Source organism: Pseudoalteromonas rubra (genome assembly GCF_000238295.3).
GTDB lineage: Bacteria > Pseudomonadota > Gammaproteobacteria > Enterobacterales > Alteromonadaceae > Pseudoalteromonas > Pseudoalteromonas rubra.
The window spans coordinates 730,679-757,415 of the sequence record NZ_AHCD03000035.1 but is presented as its reverse complement, the minus strand read 5'-3'; the positions used below and the strand labels follow the sequence as shown (position 1 = coordinate 757,415).

The 26,737-nt window shown below is 48.3% G+C and carries 19 protein-coding genes; 18 read left to right on the top strand and 1 reads right to left on the bottom strand.

Translation table 11 applies throughout. The features are described 5' to 3' along the window. The first annotated feature begins 285 nt into the window (after positions 1-285). From PRUB_RS14435 to PRUB_RS14380, 12 genes are all read left to right on the top strand, one after another. Positions 286-2,985: a TonB-dependent receptor gene (locus tag PRUB_RS14435; protein WP_010381702.1), complete on the top strand. Its 2,700-nt coding sequence runs from the start codon at positions 286-288 to the stop codon at positions 2,983-2,985. A gap of 143 nt (positions 2,986-3,128) precedes the next feature. Beyond that, positions 3,129-4,670, top strand: a complete 1,542-nt coding sequence (locus PRUB_RS14430) for a tryptophan halogenase family protein (protein WP_010381700.1) — start codon at positions 3,129-3,131, stop codon at positions 4,668-4,670. Between the two features lie 86 nt (positions 4,671-4,756). Next, complete coding sequence (locus tag PRUB_RS14425) at positions 4,757-5,467, top strand: SapC family protein (RefSeq protein WP_010381698.1); 711 nt, start codon at positions 4,757-4,759, stop codon at positions 5,465-5,467. Between the two features lie 123 nt (positions 5,468-5,590). After that, positions 5,591-6,631: an isoaspartyl peptidase/L-asparaginase family protein gene (locus PRUB_RS14420; protein ID WP_010381695.1), complete on the top strand. Its 1,041-nt coding sequence runs from the start codon at positions 5,591-5,593 to the stop codon at positions 6,629-6,631. Between the two features lie 97 nt (positions 6,632-6,728). Then, complete coding sequence (locus PRUB_RS14415; protein WP_010381692.1) at positions 6,729-7,157, top strand: CBS domain-containing protein; 429 nt, start codon at positions 6,729-6,731, stop codon at positions 7,155-7,157. 164 nt (positions 7,158-7,321) lie between these two features. After that, positions 7,322-11,206 carry an ATP-dependent RNA helicase HrpA gene (hrpA, locus tag PRUB_RS14410; protein ID WP_010381690.1) on the top strand — a complete coding sequence of 1,295 codons (3,885 nt, stop codon included), beginning with the start codon at positions 7,322-7,324 and terminating at the stop codon, positions 11,204-11,206. An 87-nt stretch (positions 11,207-11,293) separates the two neighbouring features. Then, positions 11,294-11,692, top strand: a complete 399-nt coding sequence (locus PRUB_RS14405) for a response regulator (RefSeq protein WP_010381687.1) — start codon at positions 11,294-11,296, stop codon at positions 11,690-11,692. A 42-nt stretch (positions 11,693-11,734) separates the two neighbouring features. Beyond that, positions 11,735-12,028, top strand: a complete 294-nt coding sequence (locus PRUB_RS14400) for a PilZ domain-containing protein (protein WP_010381684.1) — start codon at positions 11,735-11,737, stop codon at positions 12,026-12,028. Positions 12,029-12,382: 354 nt separating this feature from the next. Further along, the gene (locus PRUB_RS14395) at positions 12,383-13,969 is read left to right on the top strand and encodes an ATP-binding protein (RefSeq protein WP_010381680.1); all 1,587 of its coding nucleotides are present in this window, start codon (positions 12,383-12,385) and stop codon (positions 13,967-13,969) included. 73 nt (positions 13,970-14,042) lie between these two features. Further along, positions 14,043-14,717 carry a response regulator gene (locus tag PRUB_RS14390; protein ID WP_010381678.1) on the top strand — a complete coding sequence of 225 codons (675 nt, stop codon included), beginning with the start codon at positions 14,043-14,045 and terminating at the stop codon, positions 14,715-14,717. Positions 14,718-14,721: 4 nt separating this feature from the next. After that, positions 14,722-15,594 (top strand): kinase-like protein, encoded by an 873-nt coding sequence (locus PRUB_RS14385; protein ID WP_010381676.1) that lies wholly within the window; start codon positions 14,722-14,724, stop codon positions 15,592-15,594. 48 nt (positions 15,595-15,642) lie between these two features. After that, the gene (locus tag PRUB_RS14380; protein WP_010381674.1) at positions 15,643-16,074 is read left to right on the top strand and encodes a cupin domain-containing protein; all 432 of its coding nucleotides are present in this window, start codon (positions 15,643-15,645) and stop codon (positions 16,072-16,074) included. Between the two features lie 44 nt (positions 16,075-16,118). On the opposite strand, the gene PRUB_RS14375 is transcribed toward PRUB_RS14380, so the two are convergent. Then, positions 16,119-17,180, bottom strand: a complete 1,062-nt coding sequence (locus tag PRUB_RS14375; RefSeq protein WP_010381673.1) for a DUF6765 family protein — start codon at positions 17,178-17,180, stop codon at positions 16,119-16,121. A 149-nt stretch (positions 17,181-17,329) separates the two neighbouring features. Between PRUB_RS14375 and tmk the strand changes: the two genes are divergently transcribed. From tmk to PRUB_RS14345, 6 genes are all read left to right on the top strand, one after another. Further along, the gene (tmk, locus tag PRUB_RS14370) at positions 17,330-17,983 is read left to right on the top strand and encodes a dTMP kinase (RefSeq protein ID WP_010381670.1); all 654 of its coding nucleotides are present in this window, start codon (positions 17,330-17,332) and stop codon (positions 17,981-17,983) included. Between the two features lie 13 nt (positions 17,984-17,996). Beyond that, positions 17,997-18,902, top strand: a complete 906-nt coding sequence (gene holB / locus PRUB_RS14365) for a DNA polymerase III subunit delta' (protein ID WP_010381668.1) — start codon at positions 17,997-17,999, stop codon at positions 18,900-18,902. Between the two features lie 8 nt (positions 18,903-18,910). Continuing rightward, on the top strand, positions 18,911-19,237 hold the full coding sequence (locus PRUB_RS14360) for a PilZ domain-containing protein (RefSeq protein WP_010381666.1): 327 nt from the start codon (positions 18,911-18,913) through the stop codon (positions 19,235-19,237). A gap of 8 nt (positions 19,238-19,245) precedes the next feature. Continuing rightward, on the top strand, positions 19,246-20,034 hold the full coding sequence (locus PRUB_RS14355; RefSeq protein WP_010381663.1) for a TatD family hydrolase: 789 nt from the start codon (positions 19,246-19,248) through the stop codon (positions 20,032-20,034). Beyond that, positions 20,024-21,892 (top strand): alkaline phosphatase D family protein, encoded by a 1,869-nt coding sequence (locus tag PRUB_RS14350; protein ID WP_040644451.1) that lies wholly within the window; start codon positions 20,024-20,026, stop codon positions 21,890-21,892. Before PRUB_RS14355 ends, PRUB_RS14350 begins: the two co-directional genes overlap by 11 nt. Positions 21,893-21,961: 69 nt before the next feature. Then, complete coding sequence (locus PRUB_RS14345; RefSeq protein ID WP_339327535.1) at positions 21,962-25,654, top strand: two-component regulator propeller domain-containing protein; 3,693 nt, start codon at positions 21,962-21,964, stop codon at positions 25,652-25,654. Positions 25,655-26,737: the final 1,083 nt, after the last annotated feature.

The window sequence follows — 26,737 nt, the reverse complement described above, 5'->3', positions numbered from 1 at the left end:
ATTAATTAGGTCCAATTCTTCTACATAACTCATCGCAACTGCTGTTAAAAAGTGCATAGCTTGTGATATATTCTTCTCGTTTGTAACAAACTATAACCACAAAATTATTTATTCTATCTATTTCAGTGGGTTAGGATTTTGTTGAAAAAATCTTATGTAAGCCATAAAAAAAGATGTAGCGAATCTGTAATTTTGGGTGTATGGTTTGTTATTAGATGACAGCGTTGTCATCATCACTGGGCAGAAGTGATTTAAAAACCAACAAAATGATTCAAGGGGAATCCTGTGTTAGCTAATAATTTTAAAAAAAGCTTACTGGCAGCTAAGGTTGGCCTCATCCTAAGTACGGGTGTGACAGGCGTAGCGTTTGCTGAAGATAACCAGACTGGCGTTCAAGAAAACGTTGAAGTCATTGAAGTGCGCGGTATCCGCCGTTCATTGGCTGAAGCAGTTAATACTAAACGATTTGCAACCAGCGTTGTAGACGCGGTATCTGCAGAAGATATCGGTAAGTTTCCAGACAGTGACGTAGGTGAAGCACTGGGTCGTATCCCAGGCGTAGCGGTTAGCCGTCAGTTTGGTCAGGGCCAGCAAGTATCTATTCGTGGTGCGTCTAGCCAGCTAACTTTGACAACTCTGAATGGTCAGAACGTTGCTTCAACAGGTTGGTACACCGAGCAAGCAATTGACCGAAGCTTCAACTACACATTGTTGCCGCCTGAACTTATCTCAGGTATCGACGTGTATAAGTCTTCACAAGCAAACATTGTTGAGGGTGGTGTTGGTGGTACGGTTAACGTAAAAACCCGTAAACCACTAGACCTGGATTCCGGAACCGTTTTCGCTTCTGTAAAGAGCGTATATTCAAGCCAGTCTGAGCAGTGGGATCCTGCTTACAGTGGCCTTGCAAGCTATAAAAACGATGACGAAACATTTGGTGTACTTGCTGCATTAGCAGTACAGGAAACTGACTATGTTCGTCGTGGTAACGAATCACTGGCTGGCTGGAATGGTGCTGTTTCTGCTAACTACTTCCTGCAAGAGCGTGAAAGAACAGCGACTAACGTAGCGTTCCAGTACGCGCCAAATGATGAACTGTCATTCGATCTGACTTACATGAACCTGGAGTTAGAAGCGAACAACAACAACAGCAGCTTCTGGATTTTCCAGGCTGGTGCAAACTGTCTGGGCGAAAACCCGGATGGCGTATGTATGTTGTCTGAAGCAACAGCGGCAACACCAACTGATAACCCGTCTTGGCTACAAGCCTTTGCACGTCGTGCGAAGATGGAATCTGAAACAGTTGATTTTGGCTTTGAATTCAAACGTGACACGTTCGAAATTTCTGGTCGTATCGGTCGTTCAGAAGCAACGGGTGGTACAGAAGCGCAAACAAACTATGGTGGTTTGATTGGTTCTCATGAAGATCGCTACGGCATGATCGACATGACGGGCAAGCGTATCAAGATCCAGCTGAAAGAAAATGATTATCGCGTTGGTCACTGGAATGAGGGTAACCCAGGCGTAGCAGCATGGGCAGTACGTAATCAGCCGAATACGGATGAAGAAACGTACGCACAACTTGATACTAAGTTCATGCTTGATCATGACATCATCACTGCTGTTCACGTTGGTGCTCGTTTCACTAACCACAAGGTTGAAGAAGACAACTTTAAAGGCCTGGCAAACATTCAGCGTAATGCAGATGGTACGCCGGTGCTAAGTGATCCAAATAACCCAACTAGCGTAATTGCGGACATTGCTGATATCGCACCTGCTCAACTATATGGTAACGGTGTAAACGAAGCGGGTTTTGAATACATCACTATCCCTGGTCCACACCTGGATGCGATGTTCAACCACACTGCGCAGAACTTCAGCGAATATGTACGTGACCGCAGTGGTTATGCAGCGCTTGAAGAAGAGAACTTTGCGTTTTACGTAATGGCTGACTTCAGCGGTGAAAACTACCGTGGTAACTTCGGTCTGCGTTACATCTCCACAGATGTAAACAGTGACTACTATGGTTCAGACATCACTGTGACAGGTATCACAGATTCAGGTAACTTCTACGGTGGTAATGCACTGAAATCTAAGACACTGTCAAACAAAGAAGCGGATTACTCAGATATCCTGCCAAGCTTCAATATCGCGTATGACCTGGATGAAGACACTATCCTGAGAGGTTCAATCGCACAGGTTATCAGTCGCCCTAACTACCAGGATGTGTTTGCACGTTCTAGCCTGAGTGGTTACGACAATGAAAACCCGAACGACCAGCAAGAAGTAACTGGTAACCCAGGTCTTGAGCCGTTCAAGGCAACTCAGTTGGACGTGTCTTACGAGTACTACTATGGTGACAGCAACTTCGCAAGTGCGACGTTCTTCTACAAAGACATCGAGACATTCGTAACGTCATCAACCACGCCAAATCAGTCTATCGGTATTAATGACCCAGCATGTAACTGTGACGTGTGGAACATCGTTAACCGTGTGAATGGTGACGGTGGTGACGTAATCGGTCTTGAGCTTCAGCTTCAACACGCGTTTGACAACGGCTTCGGTGCGATTGTTAACTACACGTATGCAGACAGCTCATCTGAAGAAACAAACTTCGATGACCGTATCGGCCGTTTCTCAGACAGTTCTGACCACACAGTTAACCTGGTAGGTTACTATGAGAATGATGACTTCGGTGCTCGTCTTGCTTATAACTGGCGTTCTGAGTTCATGATCCGTGAAACGGGTTTCTACTCTTCACGTGAGCACATGGACTTCGGTACTTTGGACTTCACTGGTAACTACCAGGTGAATGACAATATCAGTCTGACGCTTGAAGTTGTAAACATTCTTGAAGAAGACAGCTACCAGATTGGTATCTCTGGCTCTGACGGTCTGTTGAAAGAAGAAACGAAACACAACTTCCCTGCATGGAGCTATGTAGGTGAGCGCAAGATTGCACTGGGTGCAAACTTACGTTTCTAATTTTGTTGTTTGGAAAAGCCCTGCTTAAATAGTGGGGCTTTTTTATGCCTGTTTTATGGCAAGATCGAGACAGGCGTACTTTGTTTGTAGTAAAAGCTGCATGTCTGTCCGTGGTGGTCTTTACAGTAGTTGTGAGGTGAATTGTGCAAAATGCAGAAACCAAAATTAAGCGTATCGTCATTGTCGGTGGTGGCACCGCGGGTTGGCTGGCTGCGAATCATTTGGCCGCAGACGCGTCGGAGGATGTGAGTATTACATTAGTAGAGTCTCCAGACATTCCGACGATTGGTGTCGGGGAGGGGACTGTCCCGGTGATTGTCGATAGCCTGAAGAAGTTTGGCATCCGTGAGTCGGACATGTTTCGCCTGTGCGATGCTACGTTTAAAAATGGCATTCATTTTGTTGGCTGGAATAAGCCAGTTAACGGACAACCCCATTGCTACTTTCATCCATTTGACGATCCAAATGTTAACGGGGTTAATCTGCTGCCTTACTGGTTGCATCAGCTACCAGAGGCCAGGGCTCGCTTTGACCAAAGTGTTTCCATTCAGGCCCATATCGCACTCGAAAACAAGGCGCCTAAGCTGATCACGAACGCTGAATATGAGCGCATGATTAATTATGCTTTTCACCTGGATGCTGGCAAGTTTTCGGCATTGCTGTCAGAGCATGCGATTAAAAACCGTCAGGTTAATCATGTGCTGGATGAGGTAGAATCGGTCAAGCTCGCACTGGATGGGTCCATATCGGGATTACAGCTGAAACAAGGAGGCCTGCTTGAAGGCGACTTGTTTGTTGATTGCAGTGGTTTCCAGTCTTTATTGCTTGGCAAAGCGCTTAATACCCCGTTTATTGATAAGAGTGACGTCCTCTTTGCCAATCATGCTGTGGTGACGCAAGTTCCTTATGCAAATGAGCATGAGGTGCCGCCTTATACTATTTCAACCGCTCAGCAGGCAGGCTGGATTTGGGACATTGGTCTGCAAACCCGTAAGGGGGTTGGTCATGTGTATAGCGATCAGTTTACGAGCCACGAACAGGCGCATCGCGACCTATCTGCTTATCTCGGAAAACCAGAAGACACCGTCGAATCCCGGCTGATTAAAATGCAGGTGGGTTATCGAGCGCAAGCCTGGGTGAAAAACTGTATTGGTATTGGGTTGTCCCAGGGCTTCGTTGAACCACTTGAAGCGACAGGGTTGTTAGTGTTTGATTTGGCAGCCAGAATGTTGTCAAAGCGCCTCCCCGGTGAACGTCAGGAAATCCCTGCCATTGCACAGCAGTTTAATCAACACATGACACATGTCTGGCAGTCAATCGTTGACTTTATCAAACTGCATTACTGCATTTCTAATCGCGATGACAGTGAGTTTTGGCGTATGAACCGTTTGCCAGAAACGATCCCGGAATCGCTGCAACATAAACTGGTATTATGGCGTAATGACATTCCTAATGAGTATGACTTTGTGAGTAGTCTGGATGTTTTCAGATTGGAGAATCATCTGTACGTGTTGTATGGCATGAATTACCCTAGTCAATGCAATTTCCCGTCGCCACACAAACTGTCACAACAGGAAGCTATGCTGAAGCTGGTGGCCCAGCAGCAACAGAAAGCTGGAGCAATGTTAGAGACACACAGCAACCTGGTTGCAAAAGCAGCAAGATATGGCTTTCAAAGAATTTAACCACAATATTTCTTTTCTTTTACCTTGAAAAGCTATAGCCTTGGACGCATATAAATAACAACTTTATGATAAAACGGAGCAGTATTATGGCGGAGCAACAAGTGCAGCCTTTACACAACGAGAAACATGCCAACACTAAAGTAAAAAATGGCATCAATGTAGAATTTTTAAAATCTCAGCACTTGATCCCGGTCGTTGCACACGAGTTTGCGCGTGTAGCAACTGAATTCCCGATGGCATTTGTTAAGAATACAGAGAGCGGTCAATATCAGGCAGTTGCTTTATTTGGTCTTGAGCCAGGTGAAAACCTGTTTGTACAAGATGGCGAGTGGACTGCGGGTATCGCACCTCTGGCTGCATCTCGTTACCCATTTGGTCTGGTTAAACACCCAGAGCAAGATCAGTACGGCATCGTGGTTGATGAAGCGAGCCCGCTGGTAGGTGAAGAAGAAGGCAATGCTTTGTTCGAAGACGGCAAAGAAACTGAGTACCTTGAGCGTCGTAAAGAAGCGCTGGTTAACTTCATCGAGTTCTCTCGCGTTACTGAAGCTTTCACACAATACCTGGCTGAGAAAGACCTGCTGGTACAGCAGACTCTGACTGTTGAAATCGCTGGTGAAAAGAAAGACATCAACGGTATCTACCTGGTAGACGAGCGTAAGCTGAACGAACTGAGCGACGAAGCTTACCTTGAGCTGCGTAAGCGTGGCTACCTGGCACCTATCTTCTCTTTCCTGACTTCTACACATCAGGTTGGCCGTCTGGCACGCCTGAAAGCAAAGCGTCAGGCAAGCTAAGTCACGCGTGACTATGAATTGCAAGAAAGCGCCTTAAGGGCGCTTTTTTTATCGCTTTTTTTTGCAACCAGAATTTATATCCGGCAGCTTAGTTCGACAATAAAAGAACAACAGGAATTCGACATGCGCCGTTTATTACTTACTTCATCTTTGCTTGCTGCATTAAGCACAGCATCCCCCGTTTTTTCAGCCCCAGCTCAATCACCGATTGCTATCGCAATCCATGGTGGTGCAGGCACAATTGAGCGCGCCAAATTTACGTCAGAGCAGGAGCAAGCTTACCGGCAAACTTTGCAATCAGCCGTTGAGCAAGGATATGCGGTTTTGGAAAAAGGCGGCGAGAGCCTGGATGCAATTACGACCGCAATTAAGGTGCTGGAAAACTCCCCATTCTTTAACGCCGGAAAAGGCGCGGTATATACCTATGACGGCACGCATGAGCTGGATGCGTCGATTATGGATGGTCGGGATCGCCAGGCTGGCGCAATTTCCGGTGTGACACTGATAAAAAACCCCATTGAGTTAGCCAGAGCGGTTATGGAGAAGTCGGTGCACGTGATGCTCAGTGGTGAAGGTGCACAAGAGTTTGCAAAGCGTGAGGGGGTTGCGTTCGTCAACAAGGACTATTTTGATACACCTCATCGCTATGAGGCATGGCAAAAAGCGCGAAAGAAATTGGAGCAAGCAGAGCAGGGGGTTAAGGATTATCAGGCTTTACATCAACAGCTACCTCAGCAATATAAAATGGGCACTGTTGGGGCTGTGGCACTGGACAAACAGGGTAACCTCGCGGCAGGCACCTCTACTGGCGGGATGACGGCAAAACGATTTGGTCGTATTGGTGACTCACCGATCATAGGCGCAGGTACATTCGCGGATAACGATTCTTGCGCGGTCTCTGCGACCGGACATGGTGAGTATTTTATTCGTTATAACGTCGCGGCGGATATCTGCGCCCGGGTACAGTATCAGGGAAAAACAGTGGCACAAGCGGGACAGGATGTTATTTTTGGTCCAATGCTTGAGGCTGGTGGTACCGGCGGAGTGATCATTTTAGATGTCCAGGGCAATATCAGCATGCCTTTTAATACCAAAGGAATGTATCGCGCCAGCAAATCTAACACGCAACCTACCTATGTCGGTATTTTTGATGACACAAAGTAACCCTAATTAATGTACTTAAGGCCTGCAAACTTGGGCAATTTTTGTAACGCCAGCTACTATTTAATATGAAGCTGGTGTTTTTTTAGGGGAATGAAATATGCAATCTGTCAAAGTAGCAGACTATCTTAATCATCGTCCGGTTACCTTTAAAGCGGACATGCGCATCGAGTCGGCAGTGGAAAAGTTACTACAAAGTGGTCAGGCCGGAGGCCCCGTGATTGATGACATGCAACACGTTGTGGGATTTTTGTCTGAACAGGACTGTATTCGCACTATGCTCGAAGCTACTTATCAGAACGAATCACACAGTATTGTGGCTGATGTGATGAATACCGAACCTTTGTGTGTTAGCCCGGACGACAGCATTTTGAAACTGGCTGACAGAATGACTGCCGATAAACCCAAATTATACCCTGTGTGCGATGATGACTGCCGTTTGGTAGGAGTGATCAGCCGGACTAATGTACTGTACGCGATTGATAAGCACCTTCACGATACCTATGAGTCGGGTAATCGCTTTGTTTAAGCGCTGATCAGGCCTCAGTATACCGGCAAGCGTGTCCCATATAGTTTACCAGGTTGTGCCTGCCTGTCGGTATTTAGTACGCAGCCCCTGTCAAAGGGACTGGGCTGTACTCATGCTTTTTGCTAGACTACGCGACGATTTTCTCAGTAACAAGGTGTCGTGTAGTGGATTTGCAGTCGTTGTATTCGAACATAGCGGATTGCCTCAAAAAGGATCAGTTTCTCTTTAAAAAGCGTCTTCAGGGCGTCAAAAAAATAAAAGACGAAGCGAAACAGCAAAAGGTAATCACTCAGATAACGCATGATATAGCGCACAGCCAAACGCTTAGAGTAAAGCGTCTGGCTGGCCTGCCTAGTGTGCAATACCCCGAAGCACTGCCTGTAAGTCAGAAAAAAGACGATATTAAAAAAGCCATTGCTGAAAACCAGGTCGTCATAGTGGCGGGTGAAACTGGTTCAGGTAAAACCACTCAGCTGCCTAAAATTTGTCTGGAGCTGGGTCGTGGCGTTGATGGTTATATAGGCCACACTCAGCCACGTCGTCTGGCTGCACGCAGCGTGTCCAACCGTATAGCTGAAGAGCTTAATTGTGAGCTTGGTCAGGAAGTGGGTTTTAAGATCCGCTTTAGCGATCAGGTTTCTGACAAAAGTTACATCAAGCTGATGACCGATGGTATTTTGCTGGCTGAGATCCAGCAAGACAGATATCTGAATCAGTACGACACAATTATTATCGATGAAGCGCACGAGCGCAGTCTGAACATTGACTTTATTCTCGGTTACCTGAAAAACCTGCTGCCTAAACGCCCCGATCTGAAAGTGATCATTACTTCAGCAACGATAGATCCGGAGCGTTTTTCAAAACACTTTAATAATGCCCCCATCATTGAAGTCTCGGGCCGTACTTATCCGGTAGAAGTGCGTTACCGACCGGTGATTGATGCCAGTGGGGATGAAAGCGAAGCTGAAAACGATCAATTACAGGGCATTTTTGATGCTGTTGATGAGCTATGCGCTGAGGGTCCCGGTGATATTCTTATCTTTATGAATGGTGAGCGGGAAATCCGCGACACCGCGGACGCATTGAGCAAGCGTAATCTCAAAGGGGTTGAGATATTACCTTTGTATGCTCGCTTGTCGAATGCAGAGCAGAATCGTATCTTTGCCGCGCATAGTCACCGCCGTATTGTTCTCTCAACCAACGTTGCAGAAACCTCTCTGACGGTACCCGGGATCCGTTACGTCATCGACCCGGGCACGGCGCGGATCAGCCGCTATAGTTACCGAACCAAAGTACAGAGACTGCCTATTGAAGCTGTCTCTCAGGCCAGCGCAAATCAGCGTATGGGTCGATGTGGGCGGGTTGCTGCGGGTGTGTGTATCCGTCTCTATTCAGAGGAAGATTTCCTGGGTCGTCCTGAATTTACCGACCCCGAAATTCTGCGCACTAACCTGGCATCGGTTATTTTGCAAATGCTGGCGCTGGGTCTGGGTGACATCAAGCGTTTCCCGTTTGTTCAGGCACCAGACAACCGCAACATCACAGATGGTGTCAGTTTGCTCGAAGAGCTGGGGGCGGTTAAACCTGCAGCCAGACGTGAACAAACCTCATTGACTCAGACCGGCCGTAAACTAAGCCGTTTGCCAATCGATCCTCGCCTTGCGCGTATGGTGCTGGCTGCCGCGCCTTTAGGTGCGCTGCGTGAAGTGATCATCATTGCAGCCGCTTTGTCTATCCAGGATCCCAGAGAGCGACCGCAGGAAAAACGGGGCGCAGCGGATGAAAAGCATGGTCGGTTCGAAGATGCGGACTCAGATTTCATGGCGTTTCTTAATCTGTGGCAGTATCTGGAAGAGCAGCAAGAGGCGCTGAGTCGTGGCCAGTTCAGAAAGCAGTGTCAGAAGGACTTTTTGGCCTATATGCGGGTGAGAGAGTGGCAGGACATTGTTTACCAGCTAACCACAGTCTGCACTGAGATGGGATTAAAGGCGTCTGGTAATGAGGCGAGCTTCGAGGCCATTCACCAGGCATTATTGAGCGGGATGCTGAGTCACATTGGTCAAAAAGACGAGAAGAAATTTTACAAGGGCGCTCGTAATAGCCAGTTCCATATTTTCCCGGGGTCAGGCCTGTTTAAAAAGAGCCCTAAATGGGTGATGGCAGCCGAATTGGTGGAAACCAGTAAACTGTACGCCCGTATTAATGCCAAGATTGATGTGAACTGGGTGGCACCGTTGGCGGAGCATCTGGTTAAGCGCAGTTACAGTGAACCACACTGGGAAAAGAAACAGGGCTGTGTCATCGCATTTGAGCAGCAAACCCTATACGGATTGATCATAGTGGGTAAAAAGCGCACTGTGTATAGTCAGATTGAACCTGTACTGTGTCGCGAATTATTTATCAAAGAAGCGCTGGTTGCTCAGCAATTGGGGCAGAACGAAGCCTTTTTACAGCACAATCAAGCCTTGATTGAAGACATTCAGGATCTGGAAAACAAAGCCCGTCGCCGAGATATTCTGGTTGATGAGCATATGATGCAGGCCTTTTATGAAGAACGGATCCCGGCTGATGTTAATAACCGTGCTGCGTTCAATCACTGGTGGAAAGACAAGAAAAAAGCCGATAAACGATTTTTACACATGGATCGGGATGCCTTGATGCAACATGAAGCGTCGCATATTACGGCGTTAGATTATCCCGATGTATGGCAGCAGGGTAACCTGATGTTGCCATTGAGCTACCACTTTGAACCGGGTCAGCCGGTGGATGGTGTAACGGTGAATATACCCTTGCCGTTGCTCAACCAGGTCGCCTCTGAGGGCTTTGACTGGCATATTCCGGCACTGCGCCATGAATTGATCTGTTCATTGATTAAGAGCCTGCCAAAAAGCCTGCGGCGTAATTTTGTTCCTGCACCTAACTATGCTGATGCAGTGCTGGCTGCGATTGAGCCGATGCAAGGGGGCTTTCTGGAAGCGTTGGCTAATCGTCTATTGCGTATGACGGGTGTTAAGGTTGACGCACAAGCGTTTGATTTAGGCGCACTGGAATCTCACTTAAAAATGCAGTTTCAGGTACTGGATGAACATAATAAGGTCATTGCTCATGGCTATGATCTGGATGTGCTCAAAGCCAAGTTACAAGGCAAAGTAACACAAACGCTGTCTAAGGTTGCCGAAAAGGGCATAGAGCAGGAAGGGCTCACCGAGTGGTCGTTTGGTGACTTGCCCAGTGAATACACTAAAAAGCAGGGAGGGTATGAGATCAAAGCATTCCCTGCTCTGGTGGACAACAAGCAAAGTACATCAATCAGCTTGTTTGATCACCCTCTGAAGGCGCAGCAGGCACATCGTCTTGGTTTACGCCGACTGGTGATGCTGAATGTGCCCTCGCCGGTGAAGTATTTACAGCAGCATTTGCCCAACAAAGCCAAACTGGGACTTTACTTTAATCCGTTCGGTAAGATTAACGATTTAATCGATGATTGTACCGCGGCGGGCATTGATGCCTTGCTGGGTGACTATAGTGCGATTCGTTCTGAACAGGACTTTGAACAGGCCAAAGAACATGTCCGGGCTGAACTCGGCGATAAAGTGGTGGAAATCGCGTCTGCGGTTGAGCAGGTGCTGAGCATTGCACATGGTATCAATAAGCGCATGAAGGGACGTGTGGATTTGACCATGATCACGGCGCATGGTGATATTAAATCTCAGCTTGAAAGCCTGATTTTTAAAGGATTCGTTAGTCAGCATGGGGCACATAAGCTGGCGGATTTGCTGCGTTATATGAAAGCCATTGAAAAGCGTCTGGAGAAGCTGCCTGTTGACCCTAACCGGGACCGGTTATGTGTTCTGGAGCTTGAAAAAGTGGCGTCTGCCTATGCCGATAAGTGTAACAAACAGCCGAAAGGGATCCCGATGCCGACAGCACTCGATGAGATTTTCTGGATGCAACAGGAACTTCGGGTGTCATTGTTTGCTCAAACACTAGGAACACCGTATCCGATTTCAGCAAAACGGATCACCAATGCGTTAAATGAGATCGAATAGTGTGTTTTGACTTGCAATTTGCATTAGGGCAATTACCTTATTAAGAGGAAACTATTTTTGGATTGTGAAAAGGAAGCGGCATTGACTATGTCCACACAGGGGAGCAGGATGAAAACGCCGCATGTGCTAGTGGTTGACGACGAGTATTTCAATTTTGAGATGCTTTCAATGGCTTTGTCAGACGCATTTAAATTTAGCTATGCTGAATCGGGGAAGAGCTGCCTGTCGAACGCGATTGCCGATCCACCAGATGTGATCCTGCTCGATGTGTGTATGCCTGGGCTGGATGGGTATGATACCTGTCGAATGTTGAAAAATACGCCGGAAACTCGTGATATTCCGGTACTCATGGTGTCGGGCCTGGAGTCGGAGCAGGAGAAGCAGGCGGGCTTTGATGCCGGCTGTGATGCCTATGTGGTTAAGCCCTTTTCCATGCAATCCTTATCAGAGAAAATAAAAAATATGGTGCAAATTATTCCAAGGTAATTTTTTGCAGGCAAGCAATGATAACAAAGAGTGGAGCACGCCATGATACATGAGGATAAACGGCGCTTTATGCGCATGATGGTCAATACCCAGGCACAGTTAACCGTGTTGTCCTCGGGGCATAAACTGCACGGTACCTGCCACGACTTAAGTGCCACGGGATTATCAATCATTGTTGAGGAACCCCTGGAGATCAATGAAATGCTGGATGTGTTTATTGACAGCCACGGCGGATCAGTTCCACCGCTCAACGCGCATGTTAAAGTCATCCGGTGTGGTAATAACAGCGAAGGCGAGGGCTACATGCTTGGCCTGGAAATTGTGCAGTTTAATTAGTCATCCTACTTGAGTTAGAAACCCGGCTCGCCTGACTTTTGGCGGGCCACTCACACTGAGCAGTTGCATGAGCGTGTTCCTGCTTTGGTAAATTTTGTCACTACTTCCACACTATTTGCACATTAACCTTACATACTGACTAGCATCGGGTCTTATACCAATTGGCTTAATTAAAAGTTCTATTTTGAGGCGAGAAAAGCGGATCGATAAGTAGCCAAAAATTTTGCTATTTAGTTGTTCTAAATAAGAATTCTTTAACACCGTTAGCGTCATATTTGCTCCTTCAAATTGACCTGGTATTAAGTACAATTGGTATTCCATGTTTTGAATTCCGTTCACAGGGGTAGCTACATCATGAAACTGACAATACGGCACAAGCTGCTGGCTATTTTGCTGTTGGTCAACACCGTATTGATCATGGCGATCTACTTTGCTAATCAGACTGCTTTCGAAAAGAGCTTCCAGGACTATATTCAGCAAAATAGCCGTGCCCGCTTGGTCGCATTAATGCCTTCTATTCGCGATAATTACGCACGTTATGGCGAGGATTGGGTGTTTACTCGCCATCCGGCCTGGCATCAGCTGGTAAGCGAACTTCGAGGAAACGGGCGAAGTGCCACTTCGCCCGCTGCGACTCCTTCTTATGACAGTTACGACAGTCCCTCCATGCAGCGGCCGCGCAGATCTGAACCGGGTCGGGATGGTCGTGGCATGCGTAATGAGCAGGGCCCTAAGGAGGAGTATCAAACCGACAGGCGTCCAAAGCCCGACGCTGATCGCCCACCCAGAGGCGAGCGCGGTGCCCATCCTCATCAAAAGCGCAGACCCCCCAGAGGGCGCTCAGATAGTATGGGCGGTCGTCTGGTGTATAAAAATGCGGCCGGAGAGCAAGTGATTGGCTCACTTACAACAACCAGAACCACTCTTTGGGTCCCTGTTCATCAGTCTGACAAGGCCGATGCGCCTTTGCTTGGGTATGTAGGGCTTGAGGACGGCCTGGTGGTTAGCAACCGGTTCGATAGCTTATTTGCCGAGCGTCAAAAAAATTGGTTTATGTACATCGCTATCACCGCTTTGATTGCGTCGAGCTTATTGGCCATTCCATTTAGTCATTATCTGGTTGCCCCTGTGCTGGCATTGCGGCGTGCAGCACAAAACCTGGCAAGCGGTGATTATCAAAGCACTCTAAACACGGACAGTAACGACGAGTTGGGCATGCTCGCCCGGGATCTGAACATCCTGTCCGAGACCTTGCGAGAAAACCAGCAAGCCAGACAGCAGTGGATCGCCGATATTTCTCATGAACTGCGCACGCCAATCGCTGTATTCAAAGCCGAATTAGAAGGCATGATCGATGGTGTGATAGAAACGGATCCCGCGCAGTTGCAGTCGTTGCACGAGGAGATTGGCCGGCTGACTCAGTTAGTGGATGATTTGCACCAGTTATCCATGTCTGACAGGGGCTCGCTAAGCTATCAAATGGCACCACATTGTCTGGGCGAGCTGGTCGAGCAAACCTTTGGCAATCATCAGGCACAGCTTGCCAATCGTCATTTTGAATATCAGCTTAAAGGAAACACGCAGAGCTTGATGGATTGTGATGACAGGCGCATGGCACAACTATTCGGCAACCTGATGCAAAACACCTTGCGTTATACCGATTCTGATCAGGACAACCCTGGCCAAATACTGGTGACGATTGAACAGCATGGGAAGCAAACTGAGATAGTCTGGCAGGATAGCTCACCTGGGGTCGAACCTGAGTTGTTAGACAAGTTGTTCGACCGATTATACCGGGTCAAACAGTCCAGAGATCGCGCCTCGGGTGGCTCAGGCCTGGGGCTGGCAATCTGTACCAGTATCGTGCAGGCGCATAATGGCACGATTAAGGCTCGCGAAAGTGAACTTGGTGGTTTAGCTGTGGTGATGCGATTTTCTTAAAAGGGTTGTAAATTCAAGCGATTTCACTTAATTTTGGGGAGGAGAAGACCCAAGGTGAAAGTGAGCGCCTAAGATGCAAAAAGTACTGATCATAGAAGACGAGAAAAAGCTTGCGACTATTTTGGGCAAGTATGTCACTCAGGCGGGCTATGAATTACAGATGGTCCATGATGGCGCCCAGGCGTTAGCCGCTGTAGAGAACTTTGACCCAGATATCATATTGCTCGATTTGATGTTACCTAATGTCGATGGCATTGTTATCTGCCGGGAAGTTCGGCGCAACTCTATGGTGCCCATTATCATGACGACTGCCAAAGTTGAAGAGATAGATCGCTTGCTTGGTCTTGAAGTGGGGGCCGATGATTACGTGTGCAAACCTTACAGCCCACGAGAGGTTGTGGCACGGGTTAAAGCCATTTTGCGCCGGGTGGGTGCGAGTGCTCCTCAATCAGAGCAGCTGCTGCTTGATGAAAACACCTTGTTTGTAACCTACCAAAACAATTCTGTTGAACTGACACAGGTGGAATTTGTGTTATTGCAAACTCTGGTCGCCCATCCCGGACGAATTTATAACCGTTCGCGTTTGATGGACAATATATACGATGATGACCGCATCGTCAGTGATCGTACGATAGACAGTCATATCAAAAAAATTCGCAAAAAGTTGTCCCAATTGTCCCCGAACAGCGAGTTCATCCACTCTATTTATGGCGCAGGTTATAAATATGAGTTGACAGACAATTCATAATTCAATGAATGACGCCTTTGTTATTGCACCCTGGCAACGCCAATTTTGTAGAGAGCATGGACTGACAGCACACTATATTCAGTCGCTGGCGCTTGTGACAGACTGGTTGGCGCAACAGGTCGCACACCAGACACCTTTGTGTCTGGGGATTAGTGGGTCTCAGGGCAGCGGCAAATCGACACTGGCGGAGTATTTAAAGGCTGACCTGACACAACGCGGGTTGCGTGCTGACAGCGTGTCTTTGGATGACTTCTATCTGAGCAGGTCGGAACGTGCACAGCGTGCCGCTGATATTCATCCCTTGTTTCAAACCCGGGGTGTACCTGGTACACATAATATGGCACTGGCTGAAGAGATCCTGGCGCAATTCCGTGCCCGGCAGCCGCTCATATTACCCCGATTCGACAAATCCATGGATGAACCGTTTGCACCTGAACTGTGGAGCCATACCCGCACTTTGGATGTATTGATCCTGGAAGGCTGGTGTCTTGGAGTTGAAGCGCAAACCGCTGAGCAACTGAGCTGTCCGGTCAATCTGTTGGAACAAAACCAGGATCCGGATGGGCGTTATCGGCATGCCGTCAATCAATTTCTCAAAGCGGATTATCAGAGCCTGTTTAGACAAATGGATAAGCTCATATTCCTCAACGCAGGGTGTTTCTCTCATGTTGCCCGCTGGCGCTTTGAGCAAGAGCAGACGCTTAGCTTATCTGGCACACAGTCCCGCCGTATGTCGCAACAAGAGGTTGCACACTTTGTCCAGTTTTTTCAGCGTCTGACACAATGGGGGCTGGAAACTTTACCCGCTCAGTGTGATGTCCATTTACAACTGTCGCCACAGCGCGACATTGCAGCGTCGACAGAGATCCACAATTAAAACACATTAACGTTTTAGGATACGTAAAACTCTTATGGATTATCACCTATGAACAGCACTGTATTTGCCTTATCGGCTTTATGGGTATTGAGTCTCACGAACATCAGTACAGCGCAAGCGCACAGTACCGAACAGATCAAGGTTGAAACGCTGACAAAGCAGCAACATAGCTGGAATGGTGCAGTGTTGCCAGCTTACCCAAAAGGCCAGCCAGAGGTGCGGATCATGCGCTTTACCATTCCTTCCGGCCAGACTTTACCTGTTCACAAACATCCCTACATCAATGCCGGATTGTTGTTAAAAGGAGAACTTCAGGTTGAGACACAAAGCGGGGAGACGATCCACATCAAAGCGGGCGATACCCTGGTTGAGGTCGTTGACACCTGGCACTGGGGGAAAAGTGTGGGTAAAGAAGCCGCGCAGATAGTGGTATTCTACGCCGGCGTTAAAGATCAACCTGTTACACTAAAACAAGACTAGTCGCGTTGGCACCGTATCAGAACCTGATTACGGCGCCAACGGGTTTAACTGACACAGATCCCGTATTTGGGTAGGATATCGACGATGATACTCTGGCGATGTTTTTTCGCCGCATCATGGAAGTGCTTCCAGTCACTGTTCAGAAAGTCCGGGTGATACTGATAGCAATCTTCATCGCCATCCGCCAGCGTGGTACCCAGCGCCTGATGTTTCCAGGAACCCGGGCCTTTGGCGATGTAAGCCAGTTGGTGTGCACCCAGGCCAAAGCGATCGGCGGCGATAGCATCCAACCATTGCTGGTGGCGTGTTGCGCCGTTATCACTGACAAACTGACTAAAGCACCGTGCAATCTCTCGCTCTACGTCAGGTGATAACCCGGTGATAGGCCTGACAAGGTAAGTTTGAAATACTTTACACAGCGCGTTTGCTGCCTGCAAAAAGTCAACCGGGTTATTGCGTTCAACAGCTTCACCAAGACCATTTTGATAAGACCAATGCTGATGTGGCAGATCAGGGTGGGACAGCGCCTGGCCATGGCCCAGACTGGGAATATTGTCCTGCAGGATATTGGCAAAGTAATTGCTGACTTTTGTGATGAGCGTCTCATGGCTCTGACCATTATGATCTTTAATGTCACGAACGTGATTGACCGGGTGGTCGACCCCTGCAAAGCCCCGATGTCCCCAGGTATCGATAAAGACGTGTGCGGTGATCCCAAGCCGATGTAATGAATGAGGCCGGTCTTTATCTGCTAACACTTCTGCGACCATGTCTTTCGCTACAAATGAATGTGGCCGGCACACAAGTTTCTGAATAAAGCTGCCCGCAGGGTTTTCACCAGCAGGTAACCCTCCGTTGCCAGGCAAAAAATGAAACGGCACCCATACTTTCATATTTTTCAGGCTATCCAGATTACGATACTCAAGCATTTTATGGGCAGTCGCAATGCGCTCGTAAGCAGCACCATTATGAAACTTGATATGACCATAGTTGGTGGCATCGTCTACATATTGTGCCGCATGAGCTATGGTGGTGGCCTGAGCTGGTGAGAACCCGGCGTCTCTGGCAACCACCCAGGTCATAGCGTGATGGAGATCAATTTGCATTACTTTAATCCCTGCGAAAATCGATTGATGCACTAAACGGTACACTATTCAAAGAATTAATCCTACTGATAGCGACGTGAAACCGCTATAATGTCAGTTATTTTTTAGATAACGGTACAGGGTACCGAGCGGTACGTCAGAGAGAGTGTATGAGTAAAGGTTTTATGTTGGTTTGTGATGGCAGTAACGGTGCTGGCAAGACAACAGTGATTCAGGGCATTGCCGACTATCTCGAGCAGCAGGGATTTGAAGTCGTACTGACCCGCGAGCCCGGTGGCACGCCGATTGGTGAAAAGGTCCGTAGCGTAATATTGGATCCCAGTACACCAGAAATGAGCTCAATGACCGAGCTGATGCTGTTTGGTGCAGCCCGGGCACAGCACGTAGAAGAAAAAATCCGCCCAGCCCTGGAGGCCGGCAAGGTTGTTATCTCGGACCGTTTTGACGCTGCAACTTTTAGTTTTCAACATTACGCGCGCGGTATTGATCTTGAGACCATAAAGACCATTAATGAACTGGCGCTCGGCGGATTCAAGCCCGACATGAATCTCATCTTAGATTTAGACCCTGAGCTGGGGCTGCAACGCGTCAATCAACGAGGCGAAGGGCTCGACAGGCTTGAGGATGAGAAAATGGAGTTTTTGCATCGTGCACGAGAGGGCTACCTTGCTCAGGCTAAGGCTGAACCGGCGCGTTTTAGTGTGATTGATGCGTCGGAAGATAAACAGTCTGTATTGTCAGCCTGCCTGAAGGTCGTTGATTCTGTGATTGCGGCCAGTCGCCATGATAACACAAATCGTTGACAGGTCTGTTGATATGTACCCGTGGTTAGAAACGGTTTTTGCGCAGTTGCAGATGAGTTTTCAGCAACAGCGCTTTCATCATGCGCAGATGTTCCATGGTATGACTGGCGTGGGCAAACTTGAGCTAGCGCAGTCGCTCGCAGCTGCATTGTTGTGCAAGCAGGCAGGTACTTCGTTGCGCGCTTGTGGGCAGTGTAAAAGCTGTTTATTGGTCGAAGCGGATAATCATCCGGACAAACTGTTGATTACCGCTGAATCACACAGCATCAGTGTAGAGGCGATCCGCAGCTTAAATGATTTCATATTCCACTCTGCACAGCAGGGGGGCAATAAAGTGGTGGTCATTGATGGCATAGAAAAGCTCACAGAATCTGCTGCTAATGCGTTACTGAAGACCCTCGAAGAACCCGCAAAAGGGCGCTACTTGCTGCTGCTATGCAACGATACTGCGCGTGTTACGGCGACCGTTTTGAGTCGCTGTAACAAAATGAATGTGGGGGTTGCTGATGTTAATAGCGCTGAAGCCTGGCTGGCACAGCAAGGGATCCACAGCGGACAATACCCTTGGGTCGCTCACTTTATCTCCCAGCCGCTATTATTACTTAGATGGGCGCAAGCGCAGCAGCTGGGTGCTATTGATAACCTGTGGCAGGAAGCTCAACGTCTTGGTGAAGGCGCTGACGCCGAAGCATTAGCCAAAGCTTTACAAGCCGACACCAGCCTGGTCAAGGTATTATGTGGCTTTGCACTAGCGGCAATCAACACTAAAATAGCGCGGGGTGAACTGGCATTCGACAAAGCGCAGGCCGCAATTGTCACGCTCAAGCGGTTTTCAGTAGACCAACACACTGTGTTAGGCTTAAACTTGTCCCTGAGTCTGTCACGATTGTGCTATCAGTTGCAGCAAACCTTAAGATAGGAGTCAAGGTGCAAGAGTTATTAGTTGATTTTGAAGACATTGACGAGCTATATCGTAGCTACATGCCTTATCAAAAAAGTGGTGGTTTATTTGTACAAACCAATAGCCGCTATGAAATGGGTCAGGCGCTGACGTTGCGTATTACCTTACCTGATGCGTTGGAAGAAGATGTTGTCACGGGCAAGGTGGTCTGGATAACACCGCAGGGCGCACAGAACTCCAACCCACCAGGGGTAGGGGTAGGCTTCGAGACCGAAGACGAATTGCTGAATGATAAAATAGTAAAAATATTGGGTACTAAGCTGAATTCAGGCAAACCCACCTACACCATGTAAGAGTTGTTATGATTGTAGATTCTCACTGTCACCTGGACAGACTGGATTTTGATAAAATTGGAAAAACGTTGCCCGAGATCCTGGGCGATGCCAGAGCTAAACAGGTTGAACACTTTCTGTGTGTGAGCGTGACGCTGGCACAGTTTCCTGCCATGCTGGAAAAAATTCTGCCCTTTGATGATGTTTCGGCATCGTGTGGCGTGCACCCGCTCAATCAGGAAGACGCACTGGATCCTGCACTATTAAAAGAACTGGCGCAGCACCCAAAAGTAGTCGCGGTTGGTGAAACGGGGCTGGATTACTACTATTCAAAAGATACGCATCAGGTACAAAGAGACAGCTTTGCACAGCATATCGATATTGCCAATGAGCTCAATAAGCCTTTGATCATCCATACTCGCGATGCCAGACAGGATACGCTGGATATTATGCGCGCGCATCAGGCAGAGCAGTGTGGCGGTGTCTTACATTGCTTTACTGAAAACTGGGAAATGGCCAAACAAGCCATTGATATGGGGTTTTATATTTCCATCTCAGGGATTGTGACTTTTAAGAATGCCGTTGAGCTGCAAGAGGTTGTAAAGCGTCTGCCACTTGAGCGGCTGCTGATCGAAACGGATTCACCGTATCTGGCACCTGTGCCACATCGAGGTAAAACCAATCAGCCTGCCTATGTACAGGACGTGGCTTATTTTATTGCGGATTTAAAAGGTATTAGTTACAAGGAGTTAGCTAGCGCGACAACGGAGAACTTCTACCGTTTGTTTGGTCTGGCTCAGCGTGGTAATGCCAGCTAATCGTTCTGCGCTTCCCTATGTATTGCTCGGCCCTATGGTGCGCCGGGCAGAGCCCACGCAAATTTGCCTGCAGTTTGTTACCACGGACGTGCCTGAGTTTGAAGTCACTGTAGAAGGCATCGAGGTGTCGTCACAGCTGAGTGAAATACGCCTGGGCACCTATCTGTATCTGTGCTTTGTACTGGTGACACCTAAAACGGGTCGCTTCGAGTGCGATACCAACCTGAGCTATCGTGTTAAAGCTGGTGGGCAATGGCTCGATATGAGCAGTCTGAGTTATTCGGATGCGCCTCAGTTACTGATACCTGACACATTGCGCAGTGTGTTGCATGGTTCATGTCGTAATCCACATCATCACAGTCGCGACAGCCTGGCAAGCGCCGACGACTACCTGAATCAAACTCTGGATGATAGCGCCAAACGACCCGCCTTATTGCTGATGTCTGGCGACCAAATTTACGCGGACGATGTGGCAGGGCCGATGTTGCTGGCTGTTCACAAGCTGATTTCGCTGCTGGAAATTTATCCTGAGGATAATCTGACTCTGAGCTTACCTGAGTCACTTGAGCAGCAACTGTACCAGCGTCATCACTGGTTACCTAAAACCCCCTGGCAGGAACGCAGCAAGTGGTCAATTAGCCATTGGCTGAAAAAAGATGAGGCCCATTTTTCCAGTGTTAAGGCGGGCAATCACCTCATTACACTTGAAGAGTTTATAGCCTGTTATTTGCTTAATTTCAGTTATCAGGCCTGGCAGTTGGTTGACTTATCTCAGTTACATGGTCAGTCACTGAGCCATTCACAAGCACTCGAATTTGCAGCCGATAAGCGCGCGCTGGAGGGCTTTATTGAGACGTTGCCTGCTGCGCAGCGCCTGTTTGCGAATGTGTCGACCCTGATGATGTTTGACGATCATGATGTGACTGATGACTGGAATTTGACCGCACGCTGGGAGCAGAATATAGCCAATTCGCCGGCAAGCAGACGGATCATTGCCAATGGCCTGATCGCTTACTGGTTGTTCCAGGGACTGGGGAACGATGCCCTGTCGGCCTCGGGTAAGCTGATTGACGGTTTCACGCAAAGTCTTACCGCGCACAACACATGGGCACTGACCAGCTTTGATAAAACTTTGCACCGCTTTACCCAGTGGCATTATTGCCTTGAAACTCAACCGAAAGTGGTGGTGTTAGATACGCGCACGCACCGCTGGCGCAACGAACAGGACTTTAACGAACCCAGTGGACTCATGGACTGGGAAACACTGATGGAACTGCAGGAGCAAATGCTGGAGCAGGAGAGTGTATTACTGGTCAGCCCGGCACCGGTTTTTGGGGTTAAGGCCATTGAGACCATCCAGGCGGTATTTAATGCATGTGGTCAACCTTTGGTGGTCGATGTTGAAAACTGGATGGCCCATGAGGGTGCAGCGAAAAAACTGATCGATATTTTTAAACGTGAAGATACACCCTCTGAGACGATCATACTCTCGGGTGATGTTCACTATTCATTTTGCTTTTCGGTTGCCGCGCGATTTGGCCGCCATGACAATCGTATTTGGCAGCTCACTTCTTCGGGGATTAAAAATGAGTTTCCGAAACGCCTGCTACATATTCTGGAAAAGCTGGATACCTGGTTGTTTGCCCCATGGAGCCCGTTTAATTTATTTACTAAACGTTGGCAACTCTCGGTCCGTAAACACCACAGTGATAGCCCCGGCAAGCGTTATCTGGTGAGTGCTTCCGCCATTAGTCTGGTTGAATTGGAGCAGGGACGTTTAAGTCGCTGTCGGTTGTTACGTGGGGATGGTCAAATGACCGAGTTCTCATTGTCTGAACATGACGATGCACCCGGCTAACCCAGCAAGCGACATCTCAGCCGGATTGTAAAGTTTTGCTATAGTTACAACAAAGAGCCTGTTTAAAAGGTGATAGGGTTGTATCAGCAGCAGATAAAACAAACAAAGTTAGGTGCCAGTATCCTCATATCGCTCATGATCTGGCTATACTCTGCAATCGCGTTTGCCGTCCCTGTGTTTTCGGATACTGCACAGGTGATGCGTCATTATGATTATGAATCAGGTCTCAGTCAGGTCAGTATTACCGCCATTGAAGAAGATCAACTTGGCTACATCTGGATAGGTACTCAGGCTGGCCTGAATCGATTTGACGGTCATTCTTTTAAACAATTTATTAGCCGCCAGCAAGATCCCTTTGCGCTGGCCGGGGCATTTATTACTGCACTGTGCCACAGTGGAGAATCTCTCTGGATTGGCACCAGCACCGGGCTGAGTGTCTATCACACGGTTACAGGTCGATTCCAAAGCTTTTTGAGTGATTTTAGCCCTTTGATCCTATCAGATCGGGTGCAATCAATAGGTTGCCAGGGCGCCGCAGTGTCTGTGACCACAGAAGATGGGTTTTATTATGTAATTGATAAGACCACTTTAGAGCCGCAGGAAGTGGCGCTGGAAGGGGATTTCATACGTTATGTAACTGTGTATAAGAACTTGGTTTATTATCTCTCTGACGAAGGGTTGATGGTCAATAACCGTCAAACGGGCATAACAACTCTGTTGCTGGCGGGCGATTATAAATCCCTGATGGTCAGTGGCGAGCGCGCTTTTCTAATCAGTAAAGATAACCAGCTTACCGCCTATGATACGCTGTTTGAGCGCGCGTTATGGCAAAGCGCAATCTCACCCGACGCTAAGTTGGTGCTGCATTCGGTTTTTGCATCTGCCGGCGAGCTTTTTGTTGCAACCAGCCACGGCGTGTACTTGCTCGATATGAAAGGGGAAATCAAAAAGCGTTGGTATAAACGTGGCAATAATAAATCGGGTTTACAGGATAGCAGTATCCTCTCGGTATTTCGCGATAGTAACAGTGACCTGTGGATAGGGACAGAGACTCGGGGCTTGCATTTTATTAGTCAGCTCAGTGAAACTTTTGGTCATGTGGGCGAGTACAATTATCCACATTCTCCGTTAACTAATTCAGATGTGCGCAGCTTCGCGCTGGATGAGTCTGACAGGCTGTGGGTCGCAACCTCCAGTGGTGGTTATATTTTTGAGCAGCAAAGGTTTGTGAAAGTAGAGCAGGTTTATCCTCAGCTAGCCCGTTTTTCCAATACTTTTATCACTAAGATACAGATTGTCGGTGAGCATGCCTGGTTGACATCACGTGGTGCCGGAGTCGCACGGTTAAATCTGATAAGCGGGGAAGTCACCTATTTTATGCCTGATTTTGGCAACGGACCCGAGCTGAGTTTTAATGATATCACCGTATTTAAACAGTTGGTTTTACTCAGCTCGCGTACTTTGGGTTTGCTTTATTACGACGAAGCCCAGAATAAGTTGTTGCCCTTCTTTGCGCCATCCGTATCGGCTCCCAATCATGTTTCTTCACTCCTGGTAGACGGCGATGGCTTCTACTTTGGGAGTGTTGGTGATGGTTTGTTTCATTACGATGGACAGAATATCAAATCTCTCACGACCAACAATGGGCTTGCGTCAGATATTGTGTTCATGCTGTCCCGCGACTCGCTCGGCGCAGTCTGGGTGGCCAGTGAATCCGGTATAAGCATTATCAACAAGCAGTTCGAAGTGAACAAAGTACTCAAAGTGACCGATGGACTGGCCAATGAAGCGGTCTGGGCCATGATATTTGATCAGCAGGAACATATCTGGCTCGGAACCAGTGGTGGTCTGAGTCGGATTAATATCCACGATCATAATATCGATAATTTTCTGGTTGTAGACGGTGTACAGGACAATGAGTTTAACTACAATGCTGCCTGGTTAGCCCCTGATGGCCGGGTATTTATTGGCGGCGCCAAAGGGTTCAACCAGTTCTATCCTGAACAGATACGTATTGCGTTTGGGATCCGTCCCTTACTGATCTCCAATATTGAGCTGCTTGGTGAAGTCTTACATCCTGAAGCCAGTAGCGAGCTGACACTGGCGCCTGAGCTGACTGAAAAACTGGTGCTTAATTACAATCAGGATATCGTTTCTTTACATTACTCCAGCCTGGATTATGGCTCTGAGCGGCTGAATTTCTTTTATCGTATTGTTGGACTGAGCGACCAGTGGTTGAAACTCGCAGATGGTGTCAGGCAAATAAATTTGCTGAAACTGGAACCCGGTAATTATCAGGTACAGACTTATACGGTGAATCGCTTCAATCAGAAGTCCCCTGTGCATCGTTTTACAATCCAGATAAAGGCGCCATGGTGGTGGGACTGGTACTCTAAAACGTTTTATATCGTGGCCTTAACACTCAGCTTCGCTTTGTGGTTCAGGCAACGCCAGGCACGTTATCGTCAGGTTGTGAATGACAACAGAGTCATGAACGAACTGCAGCAGCGCCTTGAGCTGAGCTTGTGGGCCAGTGGCGACGAACTCTGGGACTGGCATCTGGAAGACAAAAAAGTCTATCGCTACTGCGTAAAACCGCGCATTGACTACGGCAGAAACCAAACCACCATGACAGTTGAGGACATTGACCAGTTTGTGCATCCAAAAGATTGTATCGCCTGGGAAGAAAAGATCGAATCATGCCTTGAAGGAGAGCTGGATACCTATGAAATCGCCATGCGGGTGAAAACGTTAAAAGACCAGTGGAGCTGGGTATTGGAGCGTGGCAAGGTGGTGAGCCGTGACCATCATGGCAGGCCACAACGTATTGTTGGGGCATTAAAGGATATCGCAGAGCTGAAGGCGCATCAAAATGCGTTACAAACGCTCAATGAACAACTTGAAATCAAAGTCGCAATGCGTACGGATGAGCTATATAAGAAAAACCAGAAACTAGAACAAGCGATGATGGAGCTTAAACGTACCCAGCAAGAGCTCATAGAAAGTGAAAAAATGGCCTCTCTGGGCAATGTGGTAGCAGGCATCGCCCATGAGATTAATACACCATTGGGCGTGGCCATTACGGCGCTGACCTATAATCAGGAGTGTCTGCACAACATCAACGAAAAGCTTCAGGAAAAGCAACTACGCCAGACGGATTTAGAGCGTTTTAATGCCGAGCAGGAAGAAGGGTATCGGCTCATTTTACGCAACCTGGACAGGGCACAAATGCTGATCAGCAACTTTAAACAGGTTGCAGTGGATCAGTCCAGTGAAGTTGAACGAGATATCAACGTGAAGGATTATATTGCCGATGTTTTCAGCTCTTTGTTACCACTGAGCAAAGGCAAAGAGATCAGCCTGACCATTACGGGCGACGAAGACATGCTGGTGAATACCTACCCGGGCGCCATCTATCAAATCATGACGAACTTGTTCAACAATTCCATGATCCATGGCTTTGAAGCTCATCCTCAGGGCAAGGTTGAGGTATCAACAAGCATGGCCGGAGAGCATTGGTTACTGATCTATCGCGATGATGGCGTGGGCATGCCAAAAGCAGGCCTGAAAACCCTGTTTGATCCGTTTGTAACGACGAAAAGGAGTCAGGGCGGTTGTGGCTTGGGCATGCATATCGTTTATAACCTGGTCACGCAACTGCTCAAAGGGGAAATCTCAGCGAACTCAAGCCCGGGCGAGGGCATTGAAGTGACCATCAGGGTCCCATATTCCCCGCCCAAAGGCGAAGAAATGGTTGGGTGAGGCGAGACCGAAGCAACGCTTCGCAGCTCGCCGAACGCTTTTCATGGATGAAAAGCCGGGAGCCCTCCATAGGGATATGTGTCCACTCGTACCTTTTTGAGACCGAAGCAACGCTTCGCAGCTCGCCGAACGCTTTTCATGGATGAAAAGCCGGGAGCCCTCCATAGGGATATGTGTCCACTCGTACCTTTTTGAGACCGAAGCAACGCTTCGCAGCTCGCCGAACGCTTTTCATGGATGAAAAGCCGGGAGCCCTCCATAGGGATATGTGTCCACTCGTACCTTTTTGAGACCGAAGCAACGCTTCGCAGCTCGCCGAACGCTTTTCATGGATGAAAAGCCGGGAGCCCTCCATAGGGATATGTGTCCACTCGTACCTTTTTGAGACCGAAGCAACGCTTCGCAGCTCGCCGAACGCTTTTCATGGATGAAAAGCCGGGAGCCCTCCATAGGGATATGTGTCCACTCGTACCTTTTTGAGACCGAAGCAACGCTTCGCAGCTCGCCGAACGCTTTTCATGGATGAAAAGCCGGGAGCCCTCCATAGGGATATGTGTCCACTCGTACCTTTTTGAGACCGAAGCAACGCTTCGCAGCTCGCCGAACGCTTTTCATGGATGAAAAGCCGGGAGCCCTCCATAGGGATATGTGTCCACTCGTACCTTTTTGAGACCGAAGCAACGCTTCGCAGCTCGCCGAACGCTTTTCATGGATGAAAAGCCGGGAGCCCTCCATAGGGATATGTGTCCACTCGTACCTTTTTGAGACCGAAGCAACGCTTCGCAGCTCGCCGAACGCTTTTCATGGATGAAAAGCCGGGAGCCCTCCATAGGGATATGTGTCCACTCGTACCTTTTTGAGACCGAAGCAACGCTTCGCAGCTCGCCGAACGCTTTTCATGGATGAAAAGCCGGGAGCCCTCCATAGGGATATGTGTCCACTCGTACCTTTTTGAGACCGAAGCAACGCTTCGCAGCTCGCCGAACGCTTTTCATGGATGAAAAGCCGGGAGCCCTCCATAGGGATATGTGTCCACTCGTACCTTTTTGAGACCGAAGCAACGCTTCGCAGCTCGCCGAACGC